This is a genomic window from Pseudomonas sp. YY-1 (assembly GCF_002843095.1).
GTDB lineage: Bacteria > Pseudomonadota > Gammaproteobacteria > Pseudomonadales > Pseudomonadaceae > Aquipseudomonas > Aquipseudomonas sediminis_A.
In genome coordinates this window covers 82,157-106,998 of record NZ_PJLX01000003.1, presented here as the reverse complement: position 1 = coordinate 106,998, position 24,842 = coordinate 82,157, and the positions used below count along the sequence as shown (strand labels likewise).

Here is a 24,842-nt window from a genome sequence, read left to right as displayed (position 1 = left end):
CAGTATGGCTCTTTTCAGCGGCTGGCGAGTCGCCGCCACAGCTTGCGCAAACCCAGTGCCAAGGGGAAAAGCACAATCAGGAAGGGCAGGCCGTAGCCGATGAACTCGATCAGGTTGGCGGTGCCTTCGGCGAGGTTGTCCGTCAGGCGCGAGAAGGCGTCGCCGATGCGCCCCAGAGGCGAGCTTTCGTAGGGGCTACTGAAGTTCAGGGTCAGCAGGTTGGTATCCAGGCGGCGCTGCTGTTGGGCGGCTTCCTGCGCCAGTGCCTGCAGTTGCACTTCCAGGGCGGCCTGCTCACGGGCCAGGGCCAGCAGGTCGGCAACGGCCAGACCATCGCGCTTCTCGAACTGCTGCAAGGTCTGTTGCTGGCGCAGCAGTTGCTCATTCTGGCGACGGTTGTCGGCAACGGCCAGGGCCAGGTCTTCGGCACGGGTGGTGCGGCTGCTCAGCTCGCCGCCCTCGCTGGCCAGTGCGGTGATGGCCTCGACACCATCCGGCGCGATACGCAGGGTCAGCTCGCCACGTGGCGCACGGCCGCTGCTCTGCTGCGCGGCGATCAGGCTGCAGGCGCCGAAACGCTCGGCCAGGCAGGCTTCGCGGGTGGCTGCGATCCGCTCGCCGATCTGCTCTGCAGCCAGCTCGATGCCTACGCGGTGTTCATAGGCCAGGTAGCTACCGGCCTTGTTGCGCTCACCCTGCAGGGCACCGCCGAGCGGTGTGCCTGATTGATCGGAGCAACCCGCCAGAATCAGCAGAAGGGGGACGACCATCCATGGTTTCATCATTGCCTCCTGGCGCTGGAGTTACTTGACGCGCTGGCCTGGCTTGGCGCCGCTATCCGGGCTGAGCAGGTAGATTTCCTCACCGCCGGGGCCGGCAGCCAGGACCATGCCTTCGCTGACGCCGAACTTCATCTTGCGTGGCGCCAGGTTGGCGACGTACAGGGTCAGGCGGCCTTCCAGCTTGCTCGGGTCCGGGTAGGCGGACTTGATGCCGGAGAACACATTGCGCTTTTCGTCGCCGATATCCAGCGACAGACGCAGCAGCTTGTCGGCACCTTCGACGAATTCGCACTTCTCGATCAGCGCGATGCGCAGGTCGACGGCGGCGAAGGCGTCGAAGTTGATCTCGGCTGCCAGCGGATCTTTGGCCAGTTCGCCATTACCCTGAGGTTTGGGCGCTTCGGCGGCGAGGTCTTCCTTGGAGGCTTCGATCATGGCTTCGATTTTCGGTTGCTCGATGCGGGTCAGCAGCGGATTGAACGGATTCAACTGGTGGTTGGCCAGCGGCAGCGCCAGGTCGGACCAGGACTGAGGCTTCACGTTGAGGAAGGCTTCTGCCTCGGCGGCCAGCTTCGGCAGCACCGGCTTGAGCATGATCACCAGTTGGCGGAACAGGTTGATACCCAGCGCGCAGATCTGCTGTACCTCGGCTTGCTTGCCTTCGACCTTGTTCAGTGCCCAGGGCGCCTTGTCGGCGATCCAGGCGTTGGCGCGGTCGGCCAGCGCCATGATTTCGCGCATGGCGCGGGAGAAATCACGCGCCTCGTAGGCATCGGCGATGCTCGGCGCGGCGGCCTGGAAGGCATCCCACAGCTCGGGTTCCGGGTTGGCGGCGACCAGCAGGCCGGCGTTGCCCTTGTGGATGAAACCGGCGCAACGGCTGGCGATGTTGACCACCTTGCCGACTAGGTCCGAGTTGACCTTCTGCACGAAGTCCTCGAAGTTCAGGTCGAGGTCGTCCACGCCACGGCTCAGCTTGGAGGCGTAGTAGTAGCGCAGGTATTCCGGGTTCAGGTGGTCCAGGTAGGTGCGCGCCTTGATGAAGGTGCCGCGCGACTTGGACATCTTCTGGCCGTTGACCGTCAGGTAGCCGTGCACGTTGACCGCGGTGGGCTTACGGTAGCCGGCGCCTTCGAGCATGGCCGGCCAGAACAGGGCGTGGAAGTTGACGATGTCCTTGCCGATGAAGTGATACAGCTCGGCGCTCGAATCCTTGCCCCAGAACGCGTCGAAATCCAGTTCCGGACGTTTGCTGCAGAGGTTCTTGAAGCTGGCCATGTAGCCGATCGGCGCGTCCAGCCAGACGTAGAAGTACTTGCCCGGCTCGTCCGGAATCTCGAAGCCGAAGTAGGGGGCGTCGCGGGAGATGTCCCACTCCTGCAGGCCGCCATCGAGCCACTCGGCGATCTTGTTGGCCACCGCTTCCTGCAGCGCGCCGGAGCGCGTCCACTGCTTGAGCATGGCTTCGAAGTCCGGCAGCTTGAAGAAGAAGTGCTGCGACTCCTTGAGCACCGGCACCGCACCGGAGATGGCCGAGCGCGGGTTCTTCAGCTCGGTTGGCGAGTAAGTCGCGCCACATTTCTCACAGTTGTCACCGTATTGGTCCTCGGTGCCGCATTTCGGGCAGGTGCCCTTGATGAAACGGTCGGCGAGGAACATGCCTTTCTCGGGGTCGAAATACTGGGTCACGGCGCGGGTGGCGATGTGCCCCTTGTCGCGCAGCGCCAGGTAGATGGCCGCCGACAGCTCACGGTTCTCGTCGGAGTGGGTCGAGTGGTAATTGTCGAAGTCCACACCGAAATCGGCGAAGTCAGCCATGTGCTCGGCACGTACACCATCGATCAACTGCTCGGGCGTGATGCCTTCCTTTTCTGCGCGCAGCATGATGGCGGAGCCGTGTGCGTCGTCCGCGCACACATAGATGGCCTGGTTGCCACGCAGCTTCTGGTAGCGCACCCACATGTCGGTCTGCACGTACTCGAGCATGTGGCCGAGGTGGATCGAACCGTTGGCGTAGGGGAGGGCGCTGGTAACGAGAATCTTGCGGGCTTCGGTCATGGTGATCGGCTGCACTGGTAAAACGAGGGAAGTCGGCAACTATAAAGCAGCGGCAGGCTGCAAGCCACCTGCTGCAGGCAAGCATGCTCGATGTGCCGCGCATGGGGCGGTGCTGCTGCTATGATGCCGGCCTGTTTTTCCGCTGCCTTCTGGAGTTCATGCATGAGTGCCGTCACCCGCGAAGCGGTCGAAGCCTGTCTGCGTCAGTTCACCGACCCCCATCTCGATCAGGACCCGGTCAGCGCCGGTTGCCTGCGTGAGATCGACATCCAGAGCGCGCGTGTTTCCGTACGTCTGGAGCTGGGCTATGCAGCTGGTTTGTTCAAGAACGGTTGGGCGCAGATGCTGCAGATGGCGCTGGAAAATCTCGATGCAGTCGAGAGCGCGCGGGTGCAGGTCGACTGCGTAATCGACTCGCACCAGGGCCAGGCGCAGGTGCCGGCCCTGGCTGGTGTGAAGAACGTGATTGCCGTGGCCTCGGGCAAGGGCGGGGTGGGCAAGTCCACCACCGCTGCCAACCTGGCGTTGGCGCTGGCGCGTGAAGGCGCGCGGGTCGGCATTCTGGATGCCGATATCTACGGTCCCAGCCAGGGCATCATGTTCGGCATCGCCGAAGGCACGCGCCCGCAGGTCAAGGATCAGAAGTGGTTCGTGCCGCTCGAAGCTCATGGCGTGCAGGTGATGTCCATGGCCTTTCTCACCGACGACAACACGCCTATGGTCTGGCGCGGGCCGATGGTCAGTGGCGCTTTGCTGCAGTTGATCACCCAGACCGCCTGGAACGATCTCGATTACCTGGTGGTGGACATGCCGCCGGGCACCGGCGATATCCAGCTGACCCTGGCGCAGAAGGTGCCGGTGGCTGGCAGCGTGATCGTCACCACGCCTCAGGACCTGGCGCTGCTCGATGCCAAGAAAGGCGTGGAAATGTTCCGCAAGGTGCACATCCCGGTGTTGGGCGTGGTGGAAAACATGGCCGTGCACATCTGCTCCAACTGCGGCCATGCCGAACACCTGTTTGGCGAGGGCGGCGGTGAGAAGCTGGCTGCGCAATATGGCGTCGAGCTGCTGGCCTCGCTGCCGCTGTCGATGGCCATTCGCATGCAGGCCGATGACGGCAAGCCCACCACCATTGCCGATCCAGAAAGCCAGATCGCCATGATCTATCAGGACCTGGCGCGCAAGGTCGGAGCACGTATCGCCCTGGCGGGTAAGCCGGCGATGCCCAGCATCGAGATCAGCGAGGACTAAAAGCAGCCGCGCAGCGGCTTTCTGATGACCCTCTCCCGCTTGCGGGAGAGGGTGCCCGAAGGGCGGGAGAGGGTAGGCAAGCGACTCGTTTCTGGCTCGGCGATTTTCCCATTGCCCCGATCCCGCTTCTGTAGGAGCGGCTGGGCGGCATTCCGCTTCAGCCGCGAATCGCGGATAAATCCGCTCCTACAGGGCGTGCAAACACCCATAAAAAAGCCCCGCACTAGGCGGGGCTCTTTTCAAGCAGGTCAGATCAGGTTAGACAACCTGAACTTCCTCAGCTTGCATGCCTTTCTGACCACGGGTGGCCACGAAAGTCACTTGCTGGCCTTCTTTCAGGCTCTTGAAACCATCGCTCTGAATGGCTTTGAAGTGTACGAAGAGGTCGTCACCGGATTGCGGGGTGATGAAGCCGTAGCCTTTCTCATCGTTGAACCACTTAACGGTGCCAGTCTGACGATTGGACATGTGATGTCTCCTAACAAAAGTAATAGCAGCCCTGGAAAAGCCCAGGCCGGGACTGAGTGCAACGAGTACTAGGAGTCGGACGATGTTTGGATCGAGATCTAGGCATCAAGTAGCGATTCGCGGTGACACATGCAGCACAGTGGGGACACCATACGTGTTTTTATCGCCAAGTGCGAATAGTCGATGCAGCTTTTTTGCAAATAATCTCCGGCGCTGGAGGCTGCGCTCTTTGAAGCGTGGCGCCTGCATCGGTAAGATGCGCTCACTTGTGCGACACGTATGATCGTGTCGTGCTTGGTCGGAGAGCTTTCTCCTTGACGCCAAACCCTTTGATTTCAGGGGGTTGAAGTCGAATAAAGCACAAGAACCTGGTTTTGACTTGCTCAAAACGACCCGCGCGGGGATGTATAGATTCCTCGCTGTCGAGGAAGAAATACGTCACCAACACAGCCTTTAAGGGCTGTGATTGAGTCGTCAAAAGCTGTCAAAGTGCAATTCTGGTCTCAGGATTGTTACAAGACATTTCAAATGCCCTGAGGGTGAATCCGCCCTTTGGGCGGTCATTCATCTTCAAAGGCTATTTGGCTGTCTCAGCCTATACCGCCGTCGTGAGACGTTGGAGGTGTCTTGTCCAAGCACGGAGCGTCAAGCTCCTAATCGCATTGCTCAGCTCCGCTAGTAACGGGAGTACCGAGCCTGGCATGTACCTGCCAGTTCATTAGATCGGCATGCGTCAGGGGCCAACCCTGGGGTGTGAAGCCCGATCGACAATGTCTCGCTCGCAAGAGGGTGTTAGCCGGTGACGGAGAACACTATGTGTCCGAATTGCACGGACGCGCCGAGGCTAATGACCCAACCCGCATGGCTAACTCATGTGAATCGTCGACAGAACCCTCGCTAGCATCGACGGGCCTACGGCAATTATCGGCCTCAGCCAAAACGGCACAGCAGTGGGTCATCCCTATGAGTGAAAGGGATGCGGTACCACAACCACTGCCGGGGGAAAGACGAAGCCTAAACGGGGAATAGATGCGATTCGGGGAACGTGGCAATCCCGACCACTCGCCTGACCAGCAACATCGGACAGGCAGGTTTACTGCAAGGTGAACTGACGGGTGTGGGGAATGGGAGGATGCAAGAAGCGAACGGCTGCCTGTAACGGGTGGCATACCGGTTGAAACATCACCGGCAGGGGAAACCCTGGCAGACGTGCATCTGGTCTACGAGCGCAAAAACAGCCGCTGATTCCAGCGATAAACAAACGACCCTATGGGCGAATTACTGCCCATAGGGGAGTAGTCCGTCCTGAATGTCGTTCATCTCAGGAGGACTGTATGAAAACGCAACCAGCAACAGCGGAAGCGTCTGCGTCCTCAGGCGGAGGGGCGAACTGGCACGATCTCGATTGGGTCAACGTTCAACAATCCGTTCGGAGAACGCAGCTGAAGATTGCGCAGGCAACACGGGAAGGTAACTGGCGCAGGGTTAAACGCCTGCAACGGATGCTGACTCGCTCGTTTTACGGTCGCTGCTTGGCTGTAAGGCGAGTCACGGAGAACCGGGGTCGCAAGACTCCGGGCGTCGATGGAGAAACCTGGGGTACGCCCCAAGCCAAGTTCCATGCCGTGAAGCGTCTGTCGAAACAACGAGGCTATCGGCCCAAACCGCTACGGCGGGTCTGGATACCGAAGCCCGGCAAGCAGGAAAAGCGCCCACTGGGTATCCCGACGATGTTGGATCGGGCCATGCAAGCGCTGTATCTGCAAGCTTTGGAGCCCGCAATAGAAAGCACCAGCGACCCGAAAAGTTATGGCTTCCGGCCTGACCGCTCAACCGCTGACGCCATGGTTGAACTCTTCCACCTGTTGTCGCCCACCGTGGCGCCGACTTGGATTCTGGAGGGGGACATCAAGGGTTTCTTCGACAACATCAATCACGAGTGGCTGTGCCGAAATGTCCCGATGGACACAAAGGTGCTGCGCAAATGGTTGAGAGCTGGGGTTATCGACCGGCGACAACTCATGGCTACGGAAGCCGGGACGCCACAGGGTGGGATCATTTCCCCCTGCCTGGCCAACGCCACCCTGAACGGTCTGGAAACTCAGCTGAAACGTCATCTGGCGAAGAAGTTGGGAATCAAGAAGGCCGAGAAGACCAAGGTGCAATGTGTAAGGTATGCGGACGACTTTGTGATCCTGGCAGCCTCGAAAGAGCTGCTGGAGGAAGAGGTTAAACCTTGGGTAGAACAATTCCTGTCGGTACGAGGGGTTGAACTGTCCCGCGAGAAAACGCACATCACGCACATTCATCAGGGCTTCGACTTTTTGGGATGGAATTTCAGGAAGTACGTGCCGAAGTCACCACGCAGGAAGGCCAAGCTGCTGATCAAACCCTCGAAGAAGAACGCCTCGGCGCTCTATCGGAAAGTGCGCGGGATCATCAAAAGCAGCGGGGCCATGACGCAGGAAGCGTTGATCGGCCAACTGAACCCGGTACTGAAGGGGTGGGCGCAATACCACTCCCCGGTCGTGGCAAAGGAAACCTTCAGCAAGCTGGATCACCTGATCTTTTGGCGAATCTGGAGGTGGGCGAAGCACAGGCATCCGAGGAAGTCAGCTGACTGGATCAGGAATCAATACTTCCGATCCATAAGCGGGCGTAACTGGGTGTTTGCGTATCCCTACAAAAACAGCAAAGGAGAGCGGCAGTACCGCCAGTTGCACCAACTGGCTAAAACCACAATCGTGCGCCATAAGCGTTTACCAGGGCACTACAACCCCTATGATGCGGAGCACGAGCTGAAGTGGGAGGCGCTGAGGGTTCAACGTATGCAGCACAAGCTGCGTTACCGAGGACAAATACTTAGCCTATTCCGCAGGCAGCGGGGCATCTGTGCCTTGTGTGGGCAAGCGGTGAGCAAGGAAACTGGATGGCATGATCATCACGTCATAAGGCGTGTGGACGGCGGTTCGGATAATCTGCGAAACCGTGTACTGCTTCATCCCAACTGTCACTCGCTGGTTCACAGCCAGCGACAGGAGGTAAATCTACGATTCGGCGGCTTATAGCTGTAGAATCCGACGCCACACTCCGTGCGTTGTCGGCCAGGCTACTTGGTTTTACGTAGGCTTGAGCCGTGTGCGATGAAAGTCGCACGCACGGTTCTTAGGGGGGGATAGGCCAGTAATGGCCCATCCCTACCCGACTTCTTGCAATAGCCCACTCAGGACACCTCGCCATGAGCATCAAATCGGACAAGTGGATTCGCCGCATGGCCCAGGAACACGGCATGATCGAGCCCTACGTCGAGCGTCAGGTACGCGGTGCCGACGATAGCCGCGTCATCTCTTACGGCGTTTCCAGCTACGGCTACGACGTACGTTGTGCCGACGAATTCAAGGTGTTCACCAACATCCATTCGGCCATCGTCGACCCGAAGAATTTCGATGAGAAGAGCTTCGTCGACATCAAGAGCGACGTTTGCATCATTCCGCCTAACTCCTTTGCCCTGGCCCGTACCGTCGAATACTTCCGTATTCCGCGTGACGTGTTGACCATCTGCCTGGGCAAGAGCACCTATGCGCGTTGCGGCATCATCGTCAACGTCACGCCGCTGGAGCCGGAGTGGGAAGGCCACGTGACCCTGGAGTTCTCCAATACCACCAACCTGCCGGCGAAGATCTATGCCAACGAAGGTGTGGCGCAGATGCTGTTCCTGCAGTCCGACGAGGCCTGCGAGGTGTCGTACCGTGATCGTGGCGGCAAGTACCAGGGGCAGACCGGGGTGACCCTGCCGAAAGCCTGATCAATCAGGCGGGCAGCAGAAGCCGGGCAACGCCCGGCTTTTTCATGAGCGAGAATCGGAGTCAGGGACGATGACCATCATCACGATATTGAAGCGAGTCGTATTCTGCACCTTGCTGTTCGGCTGCCTGTCCGCTCGCGCCGAGCTGCAGGTGTATTCGGGCAGCAATGTGTTTGGCCTCGTGCCCACGGCGTCGCCAGCGGATTTTGCCATGACCCTTGGTGAGCCCACCGCGGAGCTGCCGCTGCACGCTGGGCGCCGTGGTCTGCTGTATGGCAACAGCCTGATGCTGGTGTTCGACGGTGACCGCTTGCGGGAAGTGCGTTGCTGGTTGGTCCCGCGTTTTACCGGTGATCTCTATTTGGGCTGGTTGCAGGAGGTGCGTGCTCGCGCCGGGCTGGAAGGCTTCGTACTGGATGATCGGCTGCATCTTGGTATGCCGCGTGAAGAGGCGGAGTTGGCGCTGGCAGGGCTGGAGGGTTCGGCCGACCAGCATTCGGCGGTGGCGATCAAGCATGGCCAGCCGATCTGGCTGGGCTTCGGCAGTGCCGACAGTCATGGCCAGGCCGAGGGCGGCGAGCCGCAGGTGCTGGTCTCACTCACCGTGCATTTCGACGCGCAGTAGGCCTGCTGAAAGTTGGAATTAGTATCTGCTGGAGCACTCTACCCTCTGCAAGCCACTCTGAACGAGGGTAGAACCATGTCCGTTTCAGCCTTTACCTTGATCTCCTGCGAGATTCGGGCTGGCGATATTCCCGGCCAGCCGGAGCCTGATATTCCTGATCAGCCCGGTAAGCCCGTGCCGCCGCACGAACCGGGTGAGCCGACCTTGCCGGATCAGCCACCTCCTGCGCCAGTCGCCGGTTGCCGCCCCTGAGACATCTGCGAGCGCAGCGCTCGCCCGCGTGGTCAACGGACTGCTCTGAGGAGCGCGCCATGCAAATGCCGAATACGAAGAAGCCGGGCGATTGCCCGGCTTCTTTTTATGCCTGCGAGTATCAGGGCACCAGCGGTAGCTCGCGCTTGTGCCGCGTGTTGTCGTAGGTGCGCACGATGGTGGCGTAGGCTTCGTCGCTGACTTTCTCGCCATGCAGGAAGGCATCGATTTCGGCGTAGGTGACGCCATGGGCTTCCTCATCCGGCTTGCCCGGGCGCAGCTCTTCCAGATCGGCGGTGGGCGTCTTCTGCACCAGGTGCTGCGGTGCGCCCAGATGCTTGGCAATGGCGCGTACCTGGTTCTTCACCAGGCCCGATAGCGGAGCGAGGTCGCAGGCGCCGTCGCCGAACTTGGTGAAGAAGCCCATCACTGCTTCAGCGGCGTGGTCGGTGCCGATCACAAGGCCGTTGTTGGCATTGGCGATGGCGAACTGGGCGACCATGCGGATGCGTGCCTTGATATTGCCCACGACGAAATCGCGCCGGGCATCGGTCAGTTTCTGCAGGTGGCTGACCTGCTCGCCGAGGCCGCTCACGCTGCTGGCGATGTTGACCGTGTCTTCTTCATCGGCACGGATGAATTTCAGCGAATCCTGGGCGTCATGTTCGTCGTGCTGGGCGTTGTGCGGCAGGCGCACGGCGATGAAGCGATAACCTGTATCGCCCGTTTCGGCGCGCAGCTCCTCGATCGACAGCTGGGCCAGGCGCCCGGCAGTCAGTGAGTCGACGCCACCGCTGATGCCCAGCACCAGTACCTTGAGGCCGGCGTTCTTCAGGGTGTGCTTGATGAAGCTCTTGCGGCGCTCGATCTCTGCGCTCAGCGCTGCCTCATCGGCGAACGGCGGCACTACGTCGAGGGCGGCGGCGATTTCGGCTTGGCGGTTGCTCATGTCTGGGTCCTCACTGGGTCACGCGAAAGACGTGTTTCAGGTAACTGACGAAATTCTCGTCGCGGCATTGGGTCTTGCCAGGCGTATCGGAAATCTTCGCCACCGGCTGACCATTGCAGGCGGTCATCTTGATCACGATGTTCATCGGGGTGACGCCAGGGATGTCGCAGGTCAGGTTGGTGCCGATGCCGAAGCTTACGTGGATTCGCCCGGAAAGTGCACGGTAGAGCTGTAGCGACTTGGGTAGGTCGAGTCCGTCGGAGAACACCAGGGTCTTGCTTCTGGGGTCGATGCCGAGTTTCTCGTAGTGGGCGATGGCTTTTTCCGCCCATACCAGTGGGTCGCCGGAGTCATGGCGCAGGCCGTCGAAGAGCTTGGCGAAATACAGGTCGAAATCGGCGAGGAAGGCATCCATGGTGATGCAGTCGGTCAGGGCGATGCCGAGCAGGCCACGATACTCGCGCACCCAGCAGTCGAGTGCGGCGATCTGGCTGTCGATCAGGCGCGGGCCGAGTTGCTGGTGCGCCATCAACCATTCGTGGGCCATGGTGCCAATGGGCTTGAGGTCGAACTCGCGGGCCAGGTGCACGTTGCTGGTGCCGACGAAACGCCCGGGAAAATCGCGCTTGAGGATATGCACCGCCTGCTCTTGCACGCGGTAGGAGAAGCGCCGGCGAGTACCAAAATCAGCCAACTGGAAGCCGGCCAGCTCGCTCGGCGAGGCTTCGGCCTTGAGCCAGTCGAGCTTCTCGTACAGACGCTCAGCGGCCTGTTCGAGCAGCACTTCGCGGTAGCGATAGCGGTTGCGCACTTCGCTGACGATGGCCAGCAGCGGTACTTCGAAGAGGATTACGTGCAGCCAGGGACCGCGCAGGCGGATGTTCAACTGGCCGTCTTCGATGCTGGTGTGCACGTAGCGCAGGTTGAAGCGGAACAAACTCAGAAAGCGGATGAAGTCGGGCTTAATGAAGGGAATGCTGTCGAGAAAGGCGAGCTGGTCGATGCTTAGGCTCAGCTCGCTGAGGCGTTCGATCTGGTAGCGAATCTCGGCCAGGTAGGGCGTCAGATCCTCGCTGCTGCGGCAGCGGAACTCCCATTCCACTTCGGCGTTGGGGTAGTTGTGCAGCACCGCCTGCATCATGGTCAGCTTGTAGAAGTCGGTGTCCAGCAGATTCTGCACGGTGCGCTCGGCGAAGATGCTCTCGCTCATCGCAGGTTCTCCTTGGCGAGGGTGTCATCCAGCTGTTCCAGGCTGGTGGCAAGTGTGATGCCCTGTTCGCGCATGGCGATGCAGGCGGTTTCGGCCGTTTCGCTGGCAATGGCTCGGCAGGCCGGTAGATGCACGATCACCTCGAAGCCGGCGCGGCGCAGCTGCAGGGCGGTGGTCTTGACGCAGTAGTCCAGGGCCAGGCCACCGACCAGAACGAGGTCGACGTCATTTTGCCGGAGAAACTCGATCACGCCCGTGCTGCGCTTCTCGGCCAGGTCGTGATAGCAGGCACCGTAGGGGTGCAGGTCCGGTTCGACGCCTTTCCACACGAAGTAGTCGTAATCCAATGGCGCGGGCAGGTCATCGAGCAGTTCGAAGCCGGGCGTACCAGGCACGCAGTGGCTGACCCAGGTCAGGTCTGCATTGGCCAGTGGCAGGGGGCGCAACATCTCATCGTGTTTATCGACGACCCAGGCGGCTTGCGGGCTATGCGCATCCTTGCTGCCGATGCGCAGCTGGGCGCGTGCGGCCAGTTGGTTCAGCGCCGGGACGATGGTCTCGCCCTCGGGCACCGGTAGCTCGTTGGGGCACAGCGGGGTGAAGCCTTTCTGGGCGTCGACGTCGAAGCTGGCGATCTTCATGGTGCGCCTCCTTCTCTTGGGTGAGTGACTACATATTTCATCTGATGAAATATGTAGTCAAGTGTTTTCGCCAAATCCTGCGTGAAAAAATATGAGTTATTGGTCAAGATGAAATAAGTACATGAAGGAGCAAGCAACAGGATGAGTGCAGTTGAGGTGCTGGCCGGGGTGGATATCGTTGCTCTGCGCTTGAGCGAGGAGGGGACGCTACAGGTGCTTCTGTTGCGTCGCCAGCGTGAACCTTACGCTGGGCAATGGGCGCTGCCGGGCGTGCTGGTCAACGGCCGTTGTGCCGATGCCAGCCTGGACGCCGCCGCTGCCCGTGCACTGGCCGACAAGGCGCGCCTGCAACCGCAGTATCTGGAGCAGGTGGCGACAGTCGGTAATGGTCTGCGTGATCCGCGCGGCTGGTCGCTGAGCACCTGCTACCTGGCGCTGTTGGCGTCTGATGCAGAGCCGCAGGATGAACACCTGCGGTTCGTCGAGTTGGCGGGCGTCATTGCAGGGGAACAGGCATTGCCGTTCGACCATACGCAACTGGTGCGCCTGGCAGCCGAGCGGCTGCGTGGCAAGTCGGTCTACAGCTCGTTGCCGCTGTACCTGCTGGCACCGCGATTCACCGTGACCGATGCGCTGACGGCATTTCAGGGGTGTCTGGGTGAGCCTGTGCAACACACCACCTTGCGCGGGAGGCTGGAGCGGATGAAGGCGCAAGGCTGGATCAGTGATACCGGCGAAAAGAATTACCCGAAGATGGGGCGACCGCAGAACCTACTGGCGCATAGCCCACACGCGGGTGAGGCGTTTATCTTCGACCGCAGCCTGCTGGCTTAGCAGGTGCTCCCGAATTGCAGGCAAAAAAATAGGCGCCAGAGGCGCCAGGGGAGCATTTCAATCGATGCATAGTCTCTGAACCTGCTTTGTCCGAGAAGTTCCATCCGGTGATGGAAAAAAGCCATCTTTTTCTTCGGGGCAAAAGAAAAGGCGCCAAGGGCGCCTTAAAACGATGATCTATGGAGTAAGTCGATTATTCAGAGTGGGGCGCTGAGGCAAAGGTTCAGCGCCGCCCGACGAACGGTCATTACTTGGCCGGCATCAGCAACAGGCGCTGATTGCCATAAACCTTGTCCAGATTCTCTGCCTTGAACGGGAAGCTCATGTAGCCGCCCTTGAGCCATGCCTCGATGCCGTCGGCGTAGTGCGGGCTGGCTGGGTTGCCCGACTGCCCTGAGCTGTTGACGCCGACCAACGGCTCGTCGGCGGCAAAATCCACCACGATACGCATGGCCGGGATGAGGAAGGTATTGAAGTCCTGGCCCCAGGCGTAGGCAGAGACGTTCAGCGTGCTGTGGTCGCCTCCGGCCGGATAGGGGCCGCGATCCAGATAACCTTTCAAGGCGTTGATGCTGCTGCGTTGACTGGCGCTCATGTAAGGCGCCATGCGCGTGGTATCGGTCACCCACTCATAGGTGTGCAGCTTGCCCCACTGCCAGTCGCGCCGCTCCGTGCCCAACCGGCTCTCCAGCAACTCGATGCTGGCGGCCAGGCTGCGCGCGAGGATAGTCGGTTTGTCTTCCTGCTCTGGCGTGCGGATGTCATTCCAGAAGGGGCTGTCGGCACGGCCGAGCATGTGATCGGCCTGTGCCGAATAGGAGGTGTTTGCGGCTTGCACCAGCGCCTGCCAGGCCGGGCTGTCTTCCGGGCCCAGTTCGTCGAGGAAGATATGTCGTGCACTCTCATGCAGGAAGGCGCCGTAGATGGCGGCATCAGCAGAGCTGGCAGCGAGCTTGCCGTCGAACGCCAGCAGGCGTTTCAGCGCTTCGTCGGCACGTGCGCGTTGCCCAGCCGGCAGGGCGGCGATGGCCTGGCGCAACGAGTCGTGCATGGCCGGGTCGTTGAACATGGCCTGCAATTTGGCGACGAAGGGCGAGGTCTGGTCGTACTGCATGGCGATCATGCTGCGGCCATCGTGACGACCGTTGCCGGCCAGCTCGGCAATGCGCTCGGCGCGCTCCGGGTAGTACCAGGAGCTGGACAGCTGCATGCCGTAGCCGGGCGGCACGCTGCGCTCATTGGCGGTACCCAGCCAACCTTGCGGCGGGTCCTGATCGTAGGGGTGGAGCATCGGGTCAGCGAAGCCATCCCAGGCGTAGCGCTCGTCCCAGCCGGGGGAGGGCAGCAGGCCGCGACCTTCGCGGCGGTTCGGGTAGCGGCCGGTGACCTGCCAGCCAATGTGCTGGGCGTCTGCGAAGACGATGTTCAGCGGCATGGCGCGGATTTCCCGCGTCGCTTCGAAGGCCTGGTCCACCGACTGCGCGCGCGACAGGTCGAAGAAGGCGTCGAGGCTCTGATCACGCTCGAATTGCGTGGTTTTCAGCGCCAGGCCGTAACCGCTCTGCAGAGCCAGGGGCTGCAGCATATGCTTGCGTTCGCCCAGCACCGAGTTGAGTAGCGGACCGTTACGGGTCTCGTAAAGCGTTTCGCGAATCGGGCGTTGGCCCTTGATGAAGAAGGTCTCCTGGCGTTCGGCGACCGGCAGCCATTTGCCGTCGGCCTGGTACATCAGGCGGCTGCCTTCGCGTTTGATGCGCTCCAGGTAGATGTCCTGGTTGTCACCCATGACCATGGTCATGCCCCAGGCCAGCTTGCCGTTGTAGCCGGCGACTACTGCCGGTACGCCCGCCAGGGAGATGCCCGCGGCTTGGTATTTGGGCGAGCGGATCTGCACGAAGCTCCATAGCGAAGGCATGCTCAGCGGCAGGTGTGTGTCATTGGCCAGCAGGCTCTTGCCGCCACGGCTGCGTTGCGGGGCGATGGCCCAGTTGTTCGAGGCAGCGACGCCGAGCATGTGCTGTTCGGCGATCTGTGCTGCGGTGCGGGAAATTGCCTGCAGGCCCGGTAGCTGGCCCTTGAGGTCGAGACCGGCGAGTTTTTCTGCTTCGGCGAAGGGCAGCGGCTCGTCTGGGTAGATCGGCAGCAGCCAGGGCAGCTTGTCGGTGCCCACGCGCTGGGCCATGGTCAGCGCGGCGATCTCTTCCTGCATGTTCACCGCCAGACCGAAGTTGAGCAGGCAGAACAACAGCACCGAGTCCTCGGGCTTCCAGTACTCGGGACGGTAGCCGGATTCGGCCAGATCCATCGGCAGGCGATCGCGGTAGCGGAACAGATAGGCGTTTACGCCGCGCGAATAGACTTCGAAGAAACGTTTCAGGCGTGGCGAGGCGTCGGCGTAGAGAATTTCCGCACTCTTTTTCAGGTTGACCGCGCGCATGAACCGGTCCATTTCCAGCACGCCGGGCCCTGCCATTTCGGCCAGGCGGCCCTGAGCCAGCAGACGCATGCCGACCATCTGGCTGAGACGATCACCCGCATGCACGTAGCCCAGGGTAAACAGGGCGTCGTGGAAATTGCTCGATTCGATCAGTGGCATGCCGAGGGCATTGCGTCGCACCGATGCACTTTCTGCCACGCCCTGAATGCGCTCGACGCCGCGCGTCGGTGGCACGCTGTCGGCATAACGGCTATTGAGCAGGGACTGGCAGCCGGCGAGGCTGGTCAGTGAGGCGGCGAGAGTCAGGCAGGCCAGCGTGCGCATGGCGAATTTCCTTGGTGTGCGGTCGGTCGAGGCCGGTCACACAGGGACCGGCCACAAAGGCGCCAAGGTAATGAGGCTACCGCGACCTGGCAAGAGGCCTCAGGCGTTCGCCTGATGCCTCTTCAACCCTTCATCCAGCAACCAGCGTGCAGCGACACGCGCAGCAGCCTTGTGTTGTAGCTCCAGTTCGGTGAAGCGTTTCTCGAAGCGGCGCCGTTCGGCCTTGTCCAGCGCTTTCCAGCCCGCGTGCGTGGGCACCTCGGCGGTCGCCTCGAAGAGCAGATGGAACACCTGGCAACGGCTGTCATTGCTCAAGGCGCTGTCATAGTTGTCGAGCAGCACCTTGATTCGGATGGCTCCTTCGATCAGCGGCAACTGTTCGTCGAGCAGGCCGCTGGCGAGAATGTTCAGATCGCCGCCGATACGTTGTTGGCGTTCTTGCTGTGCTTCGTCGCGCACGCGCTGGTTTGCCCATACGCGGCGCCACAGGTGCCAGGCATAGGCGGCCAGCGCTGCGATCAGCAGCAGGCCGGTCAGGAGCAGGGTGAGGCTCAGAGCATCCATGCGCGGTTCAGGCGCCGTGGCACTTCTTGAATTTCTTCTCGCTGCCGCACGGGCAAGGATCGTTACGGCCGACATCCTTCAACGCGTTGCGCACGGGCTCCTGATGGCCGTGGTTGCAGTGCGGGCCGTGCACATGGTCGTGATCGTGATGATCGTGGTCATGGTTGCAGTCAGGGCCGTGGACGTGGGGTTGGTTGCTCATGGTGTTACTCATGCAGGTTATTCGGGGATGAAATCGCCGGGAATTATCTCTCCATTGCGCGCCATGTGCACGCTGCGGCCGAATAACATACCGGTTTTTACCTGGCCCTTGAGGCTGTAGCGAATTGGCTCGTTCGGTTTTTCCAGCGCTTTGACGATCTGTCGCACATGACGCCAGAGGTTGGTGCGCACCGGTACTTCGAAGGTGTGGTGGCCGTGGGCGGGCACGGTGAACCACTCGTTGGAGTAACCCTCGGCCAGTTGGATGCCGTTGAGATGGACGTTGTAGTCCAGCCCACGCACCGGCAGGCTGACGCCGTTGGGATTGTCGATTCGAAAGCGCAGGCGGAACTCCTGTTCGAGCAGCCTGGCCTTGACCACATCAACTTTGATGAGTTGGACGTCCGGGTCCTTGAAGCCACCTGTCATCCAGGTGGAGCATCCTGTCAGGCCTGAAAGCAGGCCAAAAAACATCAATAGGCTGATAATTCTTATCATTTGCGCCTGAGAAAGCATTTCATACCCCCATTGCGGCTCAGTGTAACAAGCAAGCGCTTGGCTGCAACGGGGAAGCACTCATTATTTTCAATGAGATAGTGGGGTGGTCTGGTGCTGTCGAGGTTCGGGAGAGCATGAATGAGAAGCCTGCAGTGTCGGGGCAAAGGAACCTGCGCCATACTGAGCGGCGAATAGGACAGGAGTGTGACCATGAGTCGCTACGAGATCGTCTTCTCCGGGCAACTGGTGCCGGGCGCCCAGCCGGAGCTGGTCAAAGCCAATATGGCCAAGCTGTTCCAGGCCGATGCTCAGCGCATTGCCCAGTTATTCTCTGGGCGTCGCATCGTGATCAAGAACAACCTTGATGCCGCTGCCGCGGAGAAATACCGTGCGACCCTGGAACGGGCTGGTGCTCGGGTCGAGGTCGTCGACATGGACGTGGTGATCGAAGAGGTCGAGCTGGCTCCGCCGCCGCCCGTACAGTCGGAACCTGCGCCGGTAGCCATCCCCGCTGCGACCAGGCCGGGTCGCCTGCAGGTCGCTCCCCGAGATGAGTACATGGCCGCGTTCAGTGATGTGGATGCCCCGGATTTCGATATCGCTCCGGTAGGCAGTAATCTGCAGGACGCCAGACCCGACACTGCAGCACCACAGGTCGATCTTTCGCAGTTCAGTCTGGCCCCCGTCGGTAGCGATATGGGGCAAGCCAAGCCCGTAGCTCCTGCTCCTGAGCCGGATACCTCGCACCTGAAACTGCAGGATTGACTGTCCAGCAGGCAATGAAGCGCCGTGAGCTGCCCAGGCAGCCACGGCGTTTTTGCGTTCAGGCTGCTAACCAGCCTTGCACTTGGTGGCGGCCTCTTCAGGTTTGAGGTTACGCACGCTGGTGAAGAACAGCTCGCAGGTTTGCAGTTTCTTCGTCACCTGCCATTTCTCGGTGCAGGTGCTCAGCGTCTGCTGCGGATCAGCTGTGGGTTGCTGGCCCATACCGGCTTGCCAGCAGGCGGCGCTCAGGTCCTGCCCCATGACCTTGATCCCGGCTGCGTTGGCGGCGGCCTCGCTGCCCTTGTTGTTGGCAGGGTCGGCGGCATACCAGATATAGCTTGGATGATTGGCGCCGAGCACGGGGACCTGCTGTCCAGGCCTCGCCTCGATCTGGCCGAGGCCCAGCACCGGCAGATTCACTCCGTATTGCTGTGTGATCCAGCTGCGCACCGGCGCACCAAAGGCGACCATCGGCAGGCTGGTATTCCCCGGGCCGTGGCTGAGTTCGCTGACCATGCGCCGTTGATAGCTGGTGAAGTAGCCATAGACGCCTTCCAGAGCACTGCCGGCACTGGCTGGGGCGGCAATCGGAGCGATGTCGACGATGGTCTGATAAGCGGGTGTGTGTTCTGGTTGTACACCATTGAAACTGAGCAGGGAGGCCCAGCGGTCTGTGGTGCTCGAACGCAGGTAATCCTGAGCCTGGGTCAGTGAGTAGTCCGGCGGGAAGTGCAGCAACTCGACGCTCTTGCGGTTCTCCAGGGCCATGCCCAGGGGCAGGAAGAAGTACCAGTTGTACTGCCATTTTCCGTCACGATTCAGCTGGCTGGCGCCCTGATAGGCCAGGTCACCGGTGTCGAGCAATTGCAGCAGCGGCTTGCCGTAATCCGTTGGCGCGCCGTCGAAGGTGGCATGAATGCGTTCCCCGTTGCGTGTTACGCGCACGTTGGCCTGGGTGTAGCCATCGCGCGTCAGGCTCTGCTGCAGGTAGTGTTCGACCGTCTGTTCCAGCGTCCAGTCGCGGTAGCAGATCACGCTGCAGTTGTTCGGGTAGGCGAACAGGCGGCTGACGCGCTGGCTGTCACCCAGATCCAGCGTTTCCCCTTGCAGCCCGCCGGGCTGGTTGGCGCAGCCTGCTAGCAGGCCGGCCAGGATAAGAGCGATACCACTTTTCTTGTGCATGGCTTTCTCTTTGTTGAGTGTCCTCGCGGGACGTTTCAACTGAAGCAGAAAGCAGGATTAACGCCAATCAGGCACTCAGGTAGGGCGCACAGCACTTCTTGAACTTCTGCCCGCCTTGGCAGGGGCACGGGTCATTGCGTCCGGCTTTCAGTGGCGCCGTGGGGTCGAGAAAGAACCAGCGTCCGTCCACCTGAACGAAAGCGGAGCATTCGCGGTGACGATGTTCGCCGTTGTCATCGTGCCAACGGGCGACGAAGGTGACCTGGGCGTGCTCCGGTTTGCCGCCGAATACCTCGCTGCCCTCTACTTCCAGTCCCAGCCAGGTGCTCTGCGCACTCCAGGCAGCCATCGCGTCGTGGTCGAGCGCCTGTTGCTGGGCAGGCAAAGTGGTGGCGACAAGATAGTCCACCAGGCCCAGTACATAAGCTGTGTAGCGCGAGCGCATCAACAGTTCCGCGCTGGGAGCGTGGGCCCCCGCATGATAGCGACCGCAGCACTGGCTCAGCAGGCTGCCGCTGCCGCAGGGGCAATTGGGATCGAGTGGGTTCATCGCTCTACCACCAGTATTTGCCGAAGTTTTGTGGATTAGCCCAGAATTTTGCGTTCAACCAGTCGGGAACTTGCTTGTAATCAAGCAGATCATAGGTGAACAGATGCAGGGTCTGTCCTTCGCGCTGGAACTGTTCACTGGCTTGCAAAGCCAGGGCGAAAAGATCGGTTTCCTGCCAACCACATGCCTTCAGGTCGAGCAATACGGCGACCCGGCTGGCATTGAGGTTGCGGATGCCGCCCAGTAGTTGCAGTCCATCGCGTTTGGGTAAGTGCTCCAGACAGTCGACCAGAATTGCCAGGTCGAAGCGCTGTGCGGCCAGTTCAGGCGCCAGGGGGGCAGCAGGTGCGGTGGTGACCTGACACTGCGGGTGGGCGCTTTGAAAGGCGCTGACTGCGGGTAGTTCGCTTGCCCCGAGCAACAGCAGTTTCTCGGGGGTATAGCGGGCAAGCAGTGCCGCAATGGCTTGCTGTGGAGTACGGGTGCTAAGGCTGGCGGTCATCGAACTTCCTCGAAAAGTCTGCAAAGACTAACGTGGTGTCGGTATCAGGCCTAGAGTGAGAGAAAATTATCCGCAGAAGCTGCTATAGCTGGCGGATTGTACAACTCCTGTCTTTACTACTATTGAGTCGGTTATGGGCCGATGAACATTGGAGACCTAAAGTATGAGTATCACAAGGAACGCAGTACCCCTGATTCTGGCTAGTACCCTGCTGACCGGCTGTGCCGGCCTGCAGAAAACCGACTGGCCCACCTGCGCAGCTGTAGGCGGTGTGGGTGGTGCGGCGTTAGGGGCAATCGAAAGTTCTACCTGGGCAGGTGGTGGTGCGCTGGTGGGTGCCGGTATGGCCGCAGCCTATTGCTGGGTACACGGTGCCGAAGAGCAGCAGGTTGCCGTTGTCGAAGAAGTCGTTGTCGAGGAGGTTGCCGTTGCCGAGCCGGCCGAAGCCGTTCGTGTCGAACTGGACGTCAAGTTCGACTTCGACAAGGCCCAGGTCAAGCAGGAAAGCTACGGCGATATCAAAGCCCTGGCCGACTTCATGAAACAGTATCCGCAGACCAGCACAGTGGTTGAAGGTCACACCGACTCCGTGGGCAGCGATGCTTACAACCAGGGTCTGTCCGAGCGCCGTGCCAGTGCCGTTCGCGACGTTCTGGTCAACCAGTACGGTGTCGAGTCCGGCCGTGTGCAGGCGGTGGGCTATGGCGAGAGCCGCCCGGTTGCTGACAACGCCACTGCTGATGGCCGTGCCATCAACCGTCGCGTAGAAGCCGAGGTCGAAGCTCAGCCGTAAGGCGCTTCGCTCAACCGGATAAGGCGTCACCCGAAAAGGCCCAACCGATTTTCATCGGTCGGGCCTTTTCTTGTGCGGAATCTGTCGCTGACCGCGGCTTGCGCGCAATCTCCTTGTACCTGCACCTCCTCGCTGATAGTGGGCCGCGCCCATGACGGATGCAGCGGGGCACTCTGGCGTTCGCGGGTGATAAACAAAGTCGTTAAAAAATATTCGTCGCTCTGGTGGTCATTGTTGCGAGGGGGTAACGTGCAGCGCTAATTAGAAAATAGCTGCGCAAGAGGGCGGGGATGAAAACATTGTTGACGATGGGCAAGGTACTGGCCTTGGCCTTCTGGCTGGTATTCGGGGCGGCGCTGGCCAAGCGTTTCGGTACCCCGTTCGAACAACTCGTCTATGTGCTCGCGGCCTTTCTTGCGTTGCTGCATGGCGTGCAACTGTGGCTGTTTTCAGACCTCCTGTCCGGTCGCGCTAGCCCCTGGCTGGATCGTCTACAGGTCCTGCTGTTCGGCATTTTCCACCTCTACCCGCTGAAGGTAGAGCACAAATCCGAATGCATGGCAGCAGCGTTTGAGGAGGCTACTCATGCGTAGTTTCACGCTGTTGCTCTGCCTGTTCGCGGGTACTTCACTTGCTGCTACGCAGGTCAAGGTGCCTTCCAATACCTTGATGCGCTTACCGGTCGCCAGCAGCAGTCTGCAGCTTGAGCGACTGGAGGTGGCGGATCAGGCCACCCTGATGATTCCTGCAACGGTGACCGAGCTGCATATCGGCGAGTTGCTGATGGGCCGCGACGCACGTATTGGCGTAGCGCCCAGCGAGCAGCCACTGCGTCTGGTGGTTGAGGATGCCGATATCGGCCCGGGCGCCTGGATCAGTGCCAAAGGCGCCGCTGGTACGTACACCCGGCCAGCCACTCCTGGTCGGGAGATCAAGCTCAAGTTGCACAAGCTGACATTCGAATCGCTGACCCTGGATGTACGAGGTGGGCAAGGCAGACCGGGTTATGCCGGACTCGATGGCGCGCATGGGCAGCCGGGTGGTTGCACCTGGGGCCAGGCCAGCGCTGGCTATGATGGCCAGGACGGTACCGATGGGCATGAAGGCGCAGCAGGCGGCAACGTGGTTCTGGAAGTGCCGCACCATGTCGAGGTCGAGCGCATGCAGGTATTGCTCGACGGTGGCGCGGGTGGTGCAGCTGGTTCGGCGGGGCGCCCCGGCCGTGGCGGGGCCGCCAAGGGTTGCCTGGTCTATGGCGTAGAGGGGGCTGCCGATGGCAAACCCGGTCAGCCTGGGCGCGAAGGCGCTGCAGGTCGCAGTGGCGCCGTGCAGGTGTTTCGTTTCTGACCCGACCCAGCCCTCGGTCGCTCATTGCCAGCGAGGGCTGCGTCATCGATCAGAATGACGGCCGCATGGCCACCAGCGTCATCAGTGCCAGGCCGATCAACAGATTGCTGCCTACGATCCTGCGAATTCGCCCCAGCACCTCGCCGCCTGCCGGCCAATTCTCGGCCTCCACGGCGCGCCGCAGCTCCGGTAGCTGCAGTGCTTGAATACGCAGGAACAGGGCGAGCATCACCAGGTACAAGCCCATCATGATGTGCACATAGCGCGGCGCTGCTTCGAAGCCGCTGTAGCCCATGTGCAGCATGCCCATGCCGGTCACAGGCAAGATCAGTACCGCCAGCCAGACCCAGACGAAGAAGCGTTTGAACACACTCAGCCACAGGCGCAGGCGTGCTGGCGGCTCCAGTATTTCCACCGCTGCCGGGCGCAGAATCATCCAGGCGAAGAACATGCCGCCGACCCAGACGACGGCGGCCAGCAGGTGTAGCGCATAGAGCGGTGCGTAAGGTGTCATGCGATATCTCCAGAGGGTCCGTTTGGCAGCTTGGTTGATTCGATTGGCACGCGAGTCTGCGCCAGATCGACAGGCGCGCTATGATAGCGACCGCTCCGCGAATACTGAAAATTTATCCAGCCTTTTTCGTTTCAGAATCCATGCTCAGTACCGAACTCAAGTCCCAGATCCAGGGCGCCTATTCGCGCTTTCTCGAGGCCAAGTCGCTCAAGCCGCGCTACGGCCAGCGGCTGATGATTGCCGAGATCGCCAAGGTGCTCGGCACCATCAAGACCGATGACGAGGGTAAGCGTCTGGGTGATCCTGCCGTGGTGGCGGTCGAGGCGGGCACCGGTACCGGCAAGACGGTGGCTTACAGCCTGGCCACCATTCCCACGGCCAAGGCCGCCGGCAAGCGTCTGGTGATTGCCACCGCCACCGTGGCGCTGCAGGAGCAGATCGTGCACAAGGATCTGCCCGATCTTTTGCGCAACAGCGGCCTGAACTTCAGCTTCGCCCTGGCCAAGGGCCGTGGCCGTTACCTGTGCCTGTCCAAGCTTGATCACCTGCTGCAGGATGGTGCCGCGCAGAGCGCTACCGCGCAGTTGTTCGAGGAAGAGGGTTTTCGCATCGATGTGGATGAACAGGGCCAGAAGCTGTTCACCGCGATGATCGAAAAGCTCGCCGGCAACAAATGGGACGGCGACCGCGACAGCTGGCCGGAGGAGCTGGAGGACGTGCGCTGGGCGCAGCTGACCACCGACCACAGCCAATGCACCAATCGTCATTGCCCGAACTTTCAACAGTGCGCCTTCTACAAGGCGCGCGAGGGCATGGGCAAGGTCGATGTGATCGTCACCAACCACGACATGGTGCTGGCCGATCTGGCCCTTGGCGGCGGTGCAGTGTTGCCTGACCCGCGTGAAACCATTTACGTATTCGACGAAGGCCATCACCTGCCGGACAAGGCCATCGGCCATTTCGCCCACTTCACCCGCTTGCGCTCGACCGCCGACTGGCTGACTCAGATCGACAAGAACCTGACCAAGCTGCTGGCGCAGAACCCGCTGCCGGGGGATATCGGCCGGCTGATCGAACAGGTGCCGGAGCTGGCCCGCGAGCTGAAGACCCAGCAGCAATTCATGTTCACTGTTTGTGAAGAGATTGCCGACTTCAAGGCCGGCGAGGACATGGAAGGGCGCGAACGCCCGCGTCACCGCTTCGTCGGCGGCGTGGTGCCGGAGCATCTGACCGAGTTGGGGCTGGAGTTGAAGAAGGGCTTTTCCAAGCTCAACGACCTGTTCACCGGGGTTACCGAGCTGCTCAAGGAAACCATGGATGGCGAAGGCGCCGTGGGCATCGCCAGCCACCAGGCCGAGGAGTGGTACCCGCTGTTCGGCAGCCTGATGGCGCGCGCCAAGGGCAACTGGGAGCTCTGGCTGGCCTTCACCGCCGAAGACCCGGAGGAAAGCCCGCCGATGGCGCGCTGGTTGACCCTGGCCGAGAGCGGTGCGCTGTTCGATATCGAGGTCAACGCCAGCCCGATCCTGGCCGCCGAGACGCTGCGCCGTAACCTGTGGAATGTCGCCCATGGCTGCCTGGTAACGTCCGCGACGCTTACCGCGCTGGGCACCTTCGACCGCTATCGCATGCGTGCGGGCCTGCCCAAGGTGGCGGTCGCCGCCATCGTGCCGAGCCCCTTCCATCATGCCGATGCCGGCCTGCTGCGTGTGCCTGATCTCAAGGCCGACCCGCGCGAGGCGGCAGTGCATACGGCAGCGATTATTCGCGAGCTGCCAGACCTGGTGGCCGGCAGTCGCGGGACGCTGGTGTTGTTCTCCTCGCGCAAGCAGATGCAGGACGTGTTCGACGGCCTGGATCGCGACTGGCGCAAACGGGTGTTCATTCAGGGCAACCTGTCCAAGCAGGAGACCCTGAACAAGCACAAGGCGCGTGTCGATTCAGGTGAGGAAAGCGTGCTGTTCGGCCTGGCCAGTTTCGCCGAGGGTGTCGACCTGCCCGGTGCCTACTGCGAGCACGTGGTGATCGCCAAGATTCCCTTCGCCGTGCCGGATGACCCGGTGGAAGCGGCGCTGGCCGAGTGGATCGAGGCGCGTGGCGGCAATCCCTTCATGGAAATCGCCGTGCCGGACGCCTCGCTGCGCCTGGTGCAGGCCTGCGGTCGCCTGCTGCGTACCGAGGCCGATCGCGGCACCATCACTCTGCTGGATCGGCGTGTGGTTACTCAGCGCTACGGCAAGGCCATTCTCAATGCGTTGCCGCCGTTCCGCCGGCAGATCGACTGACTGAT

24 protein-coding genes and 1 pseudogene are annotated in these 24,842 nt (G+C 61.1%); 11 read left to right on the top strand and 14 right to left on the bottom strand.

The features are described from left to right. Nucleotides 1-14: 14 nt before the first annotated feature. A complete protein-coding gene (locus CXP40_RS05615) occupies nt 15-782 on the bottom strand; it encodes a DUF4349 domain-containing protein (RefSeq protein ID WP_106732990.1) in 768 nt (255 codons plus the stop codon). Nucleotides 783-803: 21 nt separating this feature from the next. Then, nucleotides 804-2,840 carry a methionine--tRNA ligase gene (metG, locus tag CXP40_RS05610; protein ID WP_106732989.1) on the bottom strand — a complete coding sequence of 679 codons (2,037 nt, stop codon included), beginning with the start codon at nt 2,838-2,840 and terminating at the stop codon, nt 804-806. A gap of 162 nt (nt 2,841-3,002) precedes the next feature. Here metG and apbC point away from each other — a divergent pair, with 162 nt between their 5' ends. Further along, nucleotides 3,003-4,091 (top strand): iron-sulfur cluster carrier protein ApbC, encoded by a 1,089-nt coding sequence (gene apbC, locus CXP40_RS05605; protein ID WP_106732988.1) that lies wholly within the window; start codon nt 3,003-3,005, stop codon nt 4,089-4,091. 258 nt (nt 4,092-4,349) lie between these two features. Here apbC and CXP40_RS05600 read toward each other — a convergent pair whose 3' ends face one another. Further along, the gene (locus tag CXP40_RS05600; protein WP_004423761.1) at nt 4,350-4,559 is read right to left on the bottom strand and encodes a cold-shock protein; all 210 of its coding nucleotides are present in this window, start codon (nt 4,557-4,559) and stop codon (nt 4,350-4,352) included. Nucleotides 4,560-5,893: 1,334 nt separating this feature from the next. Between CXP40_RS05600 and ltrA the strand changes: the two genes are divergently transcribed. The 4 genes from ltrA to CXP40_RS23805 all read left to right on the top strand — a co-directional run bounded on the left by ltrA (nt 5,894) and on the right by CXP40_RS23805 (nt 9,241). Continuing rightward, complete coding sequence (gene ltrA, locus CXP40_RS05595; RefSeq protein ID WP_106732987.1) at nt 5,894-7,627, top strand: group II intron reverse transcriptase/maturase; 1,734 nt, start codon at nt 5,894-5,896, stop codon at nt 7,625-7,627. A 170-nt stretch (nt 7,628-7,797) separates the two neighbouring features. Beyond that, on the top strand, nt 7,798-8,364 hold the full coding sequence (gene dcd / locus CXP40_RS05590; protein WP_004423764.1) for a dCTP deaminase: 567 nt from the start codon (nt 7,798-7,800) through the stop codon (nt 8,362-8,364). A 70-nt stretch (nt 8,365-8,434) separates the two neighbouring features. Next, on the top strand, nt 8,435-8,989 hold the full coding sequence (locus CXP40_RS05585) for a hypothetical protein (protein WP_256579246.1): 555 nt from the start codon (nt 8,435-8,437) through the stop codon (nt 8,987-8,989). A gap of 75 nt (nt 8,990-9,064) precedes the next feature. Beyond that, nucleotides 9,065-9,241 carry a hypothetical protein gene (locus CXP40_RS23805; RefSeq protein ID WP_177429631.1) on the top strand — a complete coding sequence of 59 codons (177 nt, stop codon included), beginning with the start codon at nt 9,065-9,067 and terminating at the stop codon, nt 9,239-9,241. Between the two features lie 121 nt (nt 9,242-9,362). On the opposite strand, the gene nadE is transcribed toward CXP40_RS23805, so the two are convergent. The 3 genes from nadE to CXP40_RS05570 are packed head-to-tail and all read right to left on the bottom strand — an operon-like array spanning nt 9,363 to nt 12,041. Next, on the bottom strand, nt 9,363-10,190 hold the full coding sequence (gene nadE, locus CXP40_RS05580; protein WP_106732986.1) for an ammonia-dependent NAD(+) synthetase: 828 nt from the start codon (nt 10,188-10,190) through the stop codon (nt 9,363-9,365). A 10-nt stretch (nt 10,191-10,200) separates the two neighbouring features. Next, nucleotides 10,201-11,400, bottom strand: coding sequence for a nicotinate phosphoribosyltransferase (gene pncB / locus CXP40_RS05575; protein ID WP_106732985.1), 1,200 nt, complete (start codon nt 11,398-11,400; stop codon nt 10,201-10,203). Next, nucleotides 11,397-12,041 (bottom strand): nicotinamidase, encoded by a 645-nt coding sequence (locus CXP40_RS05570; protein WP_106732984.1) that lies wholly within the window; start codon nt 12,039-12,041, stop codon nt 11,397-11,399. Before CXP40_RS05570 ends, pncB begins: the two co-directional genes overlap by 4 nt. A 141-nt stretch (nt 12,042-12,182) precedes the next feature. Between CXP40_RS05570 and CXP40_RS05565 the strand changes: the two genes are divergently transcribed. Beyond that, nucleotides 12,183-12,875: an NUDIX domain-containing protein gene (locus CXP40_RS05565; protein WP_106732983.1), complete on the top strand. Its 693-nt coding sequence runs from the start codon at nt 12,183-12,185 to the stop codon at nt 12,873-12,875. A 247-nt stretch (nt 12,876-13,122) separates the two neighbouring features. Here CXP40_RS05565 and CXP40_RS05560 read toward each other — a convergent pair whose 3' ends face one another. From CXP40_RS05560 to CXP40_RS05545, 4 genes are all read right to left on the bottom strand, one after another. Then, nucleotides 13,123-15,636: a penicillin acylase family protein gene (locus tag CXP40_RS05560; RefSeq protein WP_106732982.1), complete on the bottom strand. Its 2,514-nt coding sequence runs from the start codon at nt 15,634-15,636 to the stop codon at nt 13,123-13,125. A gap of 99 nt (nt 15,637-15,735) precedes the next feature. After that, nucleotides 15,736-16,200: a DUF2489 domain-containing protein gene (locus tag CXP40_RS05555; protein ID WP_106732981.1), complete on the bottom strand. Its 465-nt coding sequence runs from the start codon at nt 16,198-16,200 to the stop codon at nt 15,736-15,738. 7 nt (nt 16,201-16,207) lie between these two features. Then, a complete protein-coding gene (locus tag CXP40_RS05550; RefSeq protein ID WP_039964455.1) occupies nt 16,208-16,402 on the bottom strand; it encodes an SEC-C metal-binding domain-containing protein in 195 nt (64 codons plus the stop codon). 17 nt (nt 16,403-16,419) lie between these two features. Beyond that, nucleotides 16,420-16,917 carry an LEA type 2 family protein gene (locus tag CXP40_RS05545; protein WP_106732980.1) on the bottom strand — a complete coding sequence of 166 codons (498 nt, stop codon included), beginning with the start codon at nt 16,915-16,917 and terminating at the stop codon, nt 16,420-16,422. Between the two features lie 192 nt (nt 16,918-17,109). Here CXP40_RS05545 and CXP40_RS05540 point away from each other — a divergent pair, with 192 nt between their 5' ends. Continuing rightward, entirely contained in the window at nt 17,110-17,664 is a 555-nt protein-coding gene (locus tag CXP40_RS05540; protein ID WP_106732979.1) for a hypothetical protein, read from the top strand. Between the two features lie 66 nt (nt 17,665-17,730). On the opposite strand, the gene CXP40_RS05535 is transcribed toward CXP40_RS05540, so the two are convergent. The 3 genes from CXP40_RS05535 to CXP40_RS05525 form a co-directional block, all read right to left on the bottom strand. Then, on the bottom strand, nt 17,731-18,846 hold the full coding sequence (locus CXP40_RS05535; RefSeq protein WP_106732978.1) for a hypothetical protein: 1,116 nt from the start codon (nt 18,844-18,846) through the stop codon (nt 17,731-17,733). Between the two features lie 67 nt (nt 18,847-18,913). Continuing rightward, nucleotides 18,914-19,396 carry a YchJ family protein gene (locus CXP40_RS05530; RefSeq protein ID WP_106732977.1) on the bottom strand — a complete coding sequence of 161 codons (483 nt, stop codon included), beginning with the start codon at nt 19,394-19,396 and terminating at the stop codon, nt 18,914-18,916. Nucleotides 19,397-19,400: 4 nt separating this feature from the next. After that, the gene (locus CXP40_RS05525; RefSeq protein WP_099522087.1) at nt 19,401-19,898 is read right to left on the bottom strand and encodes a DUF6231 family protein; all 498 of its coding nucleotides are present in this window, start codon (nt 19,896-19,898) and stop codon (nt 19,401-19,403) included. A gap of 439 nt (nt 19,899-20,337) precedes the next feature. Here CXP40_RS05525 and CXP40_RS23920 point away from each other — a divergent pair. The 3 genes and pseudogenes from CXP40_RS23920 to CXP40_RS05510 form a co-directional block, all read left to right on the top strand. Beyond that, nucleotides 20,338-20,691 (top strand): annotated as a pseudogene (locus tag CXP40_RS23920) (OmpA family protein); the annotation flags it as partial. Between the two features lie 290 nt (nt 20,692-20,981). Then, nucleotides 20,982-21,284 carry a DUF1145 domain-containing protein gene (locus CXP40_RS05515; protein WP_106732975.1) on the top strand — a complete coding sequence of 101 codons (303 nt, stop codon included), beginning with the start codon at nt 20,982-20,984 and terminating at the stop codon, nt 21,282-21,284. After that, nucleotides 21,277-22,038: a hypothetical protein gene (locus CXP40_RS05510; RefSeq protein ID WP_106732974.1), complete on the top strand. Its 762-nt coding sequence runs from the start codon at nt 21,277-21,279 to the stop codon at nt 22,036-22,038. The genes CXP40_RS05515 and CXP40_RS05510 overlap by 8 nt, the downstream gene beginning before the upstream one ends. A gap of 49 nt (nt 22,039-22,087) precedes the next feature. Here the strand turns inward: CXP40_RS05510 and CXP40_RS05505 are convergent, their stop codons facing one another. After that, nucleotides 22,088-22,552 carry a CopD family protein gene (locus tag CXP40_RS05505; RefSeq protein ID WP_106732973.1) on the bottom strand — a complete coding sequence of 155 codons (465 nt, stop codon included), beginning with the start codon at nt 22,550-22,552 and terminating at the stop codon, nt 22,088-22,090. A gap of 140 nt (nt 22,553-22,692) precedes the next feature. On the opposite strand from CXP40_RS05505, the gene dinG reads away from it, so the two are divergent. Next, nucleotides 22,693-24,837 (top strand): ATP-dependent DNA helicase DinG, encoded by a 2,145-nt coding sequence (gene dinG, locus CXP40_RS05500; RefSeq protein WP_106732972.1) that lies wholly within the window; start codon nt 22,693-22,695, stop codon nt 24,835-24,837. Nucleotides 24,838-24,842 lie beyond the last annotated feature (5 nt).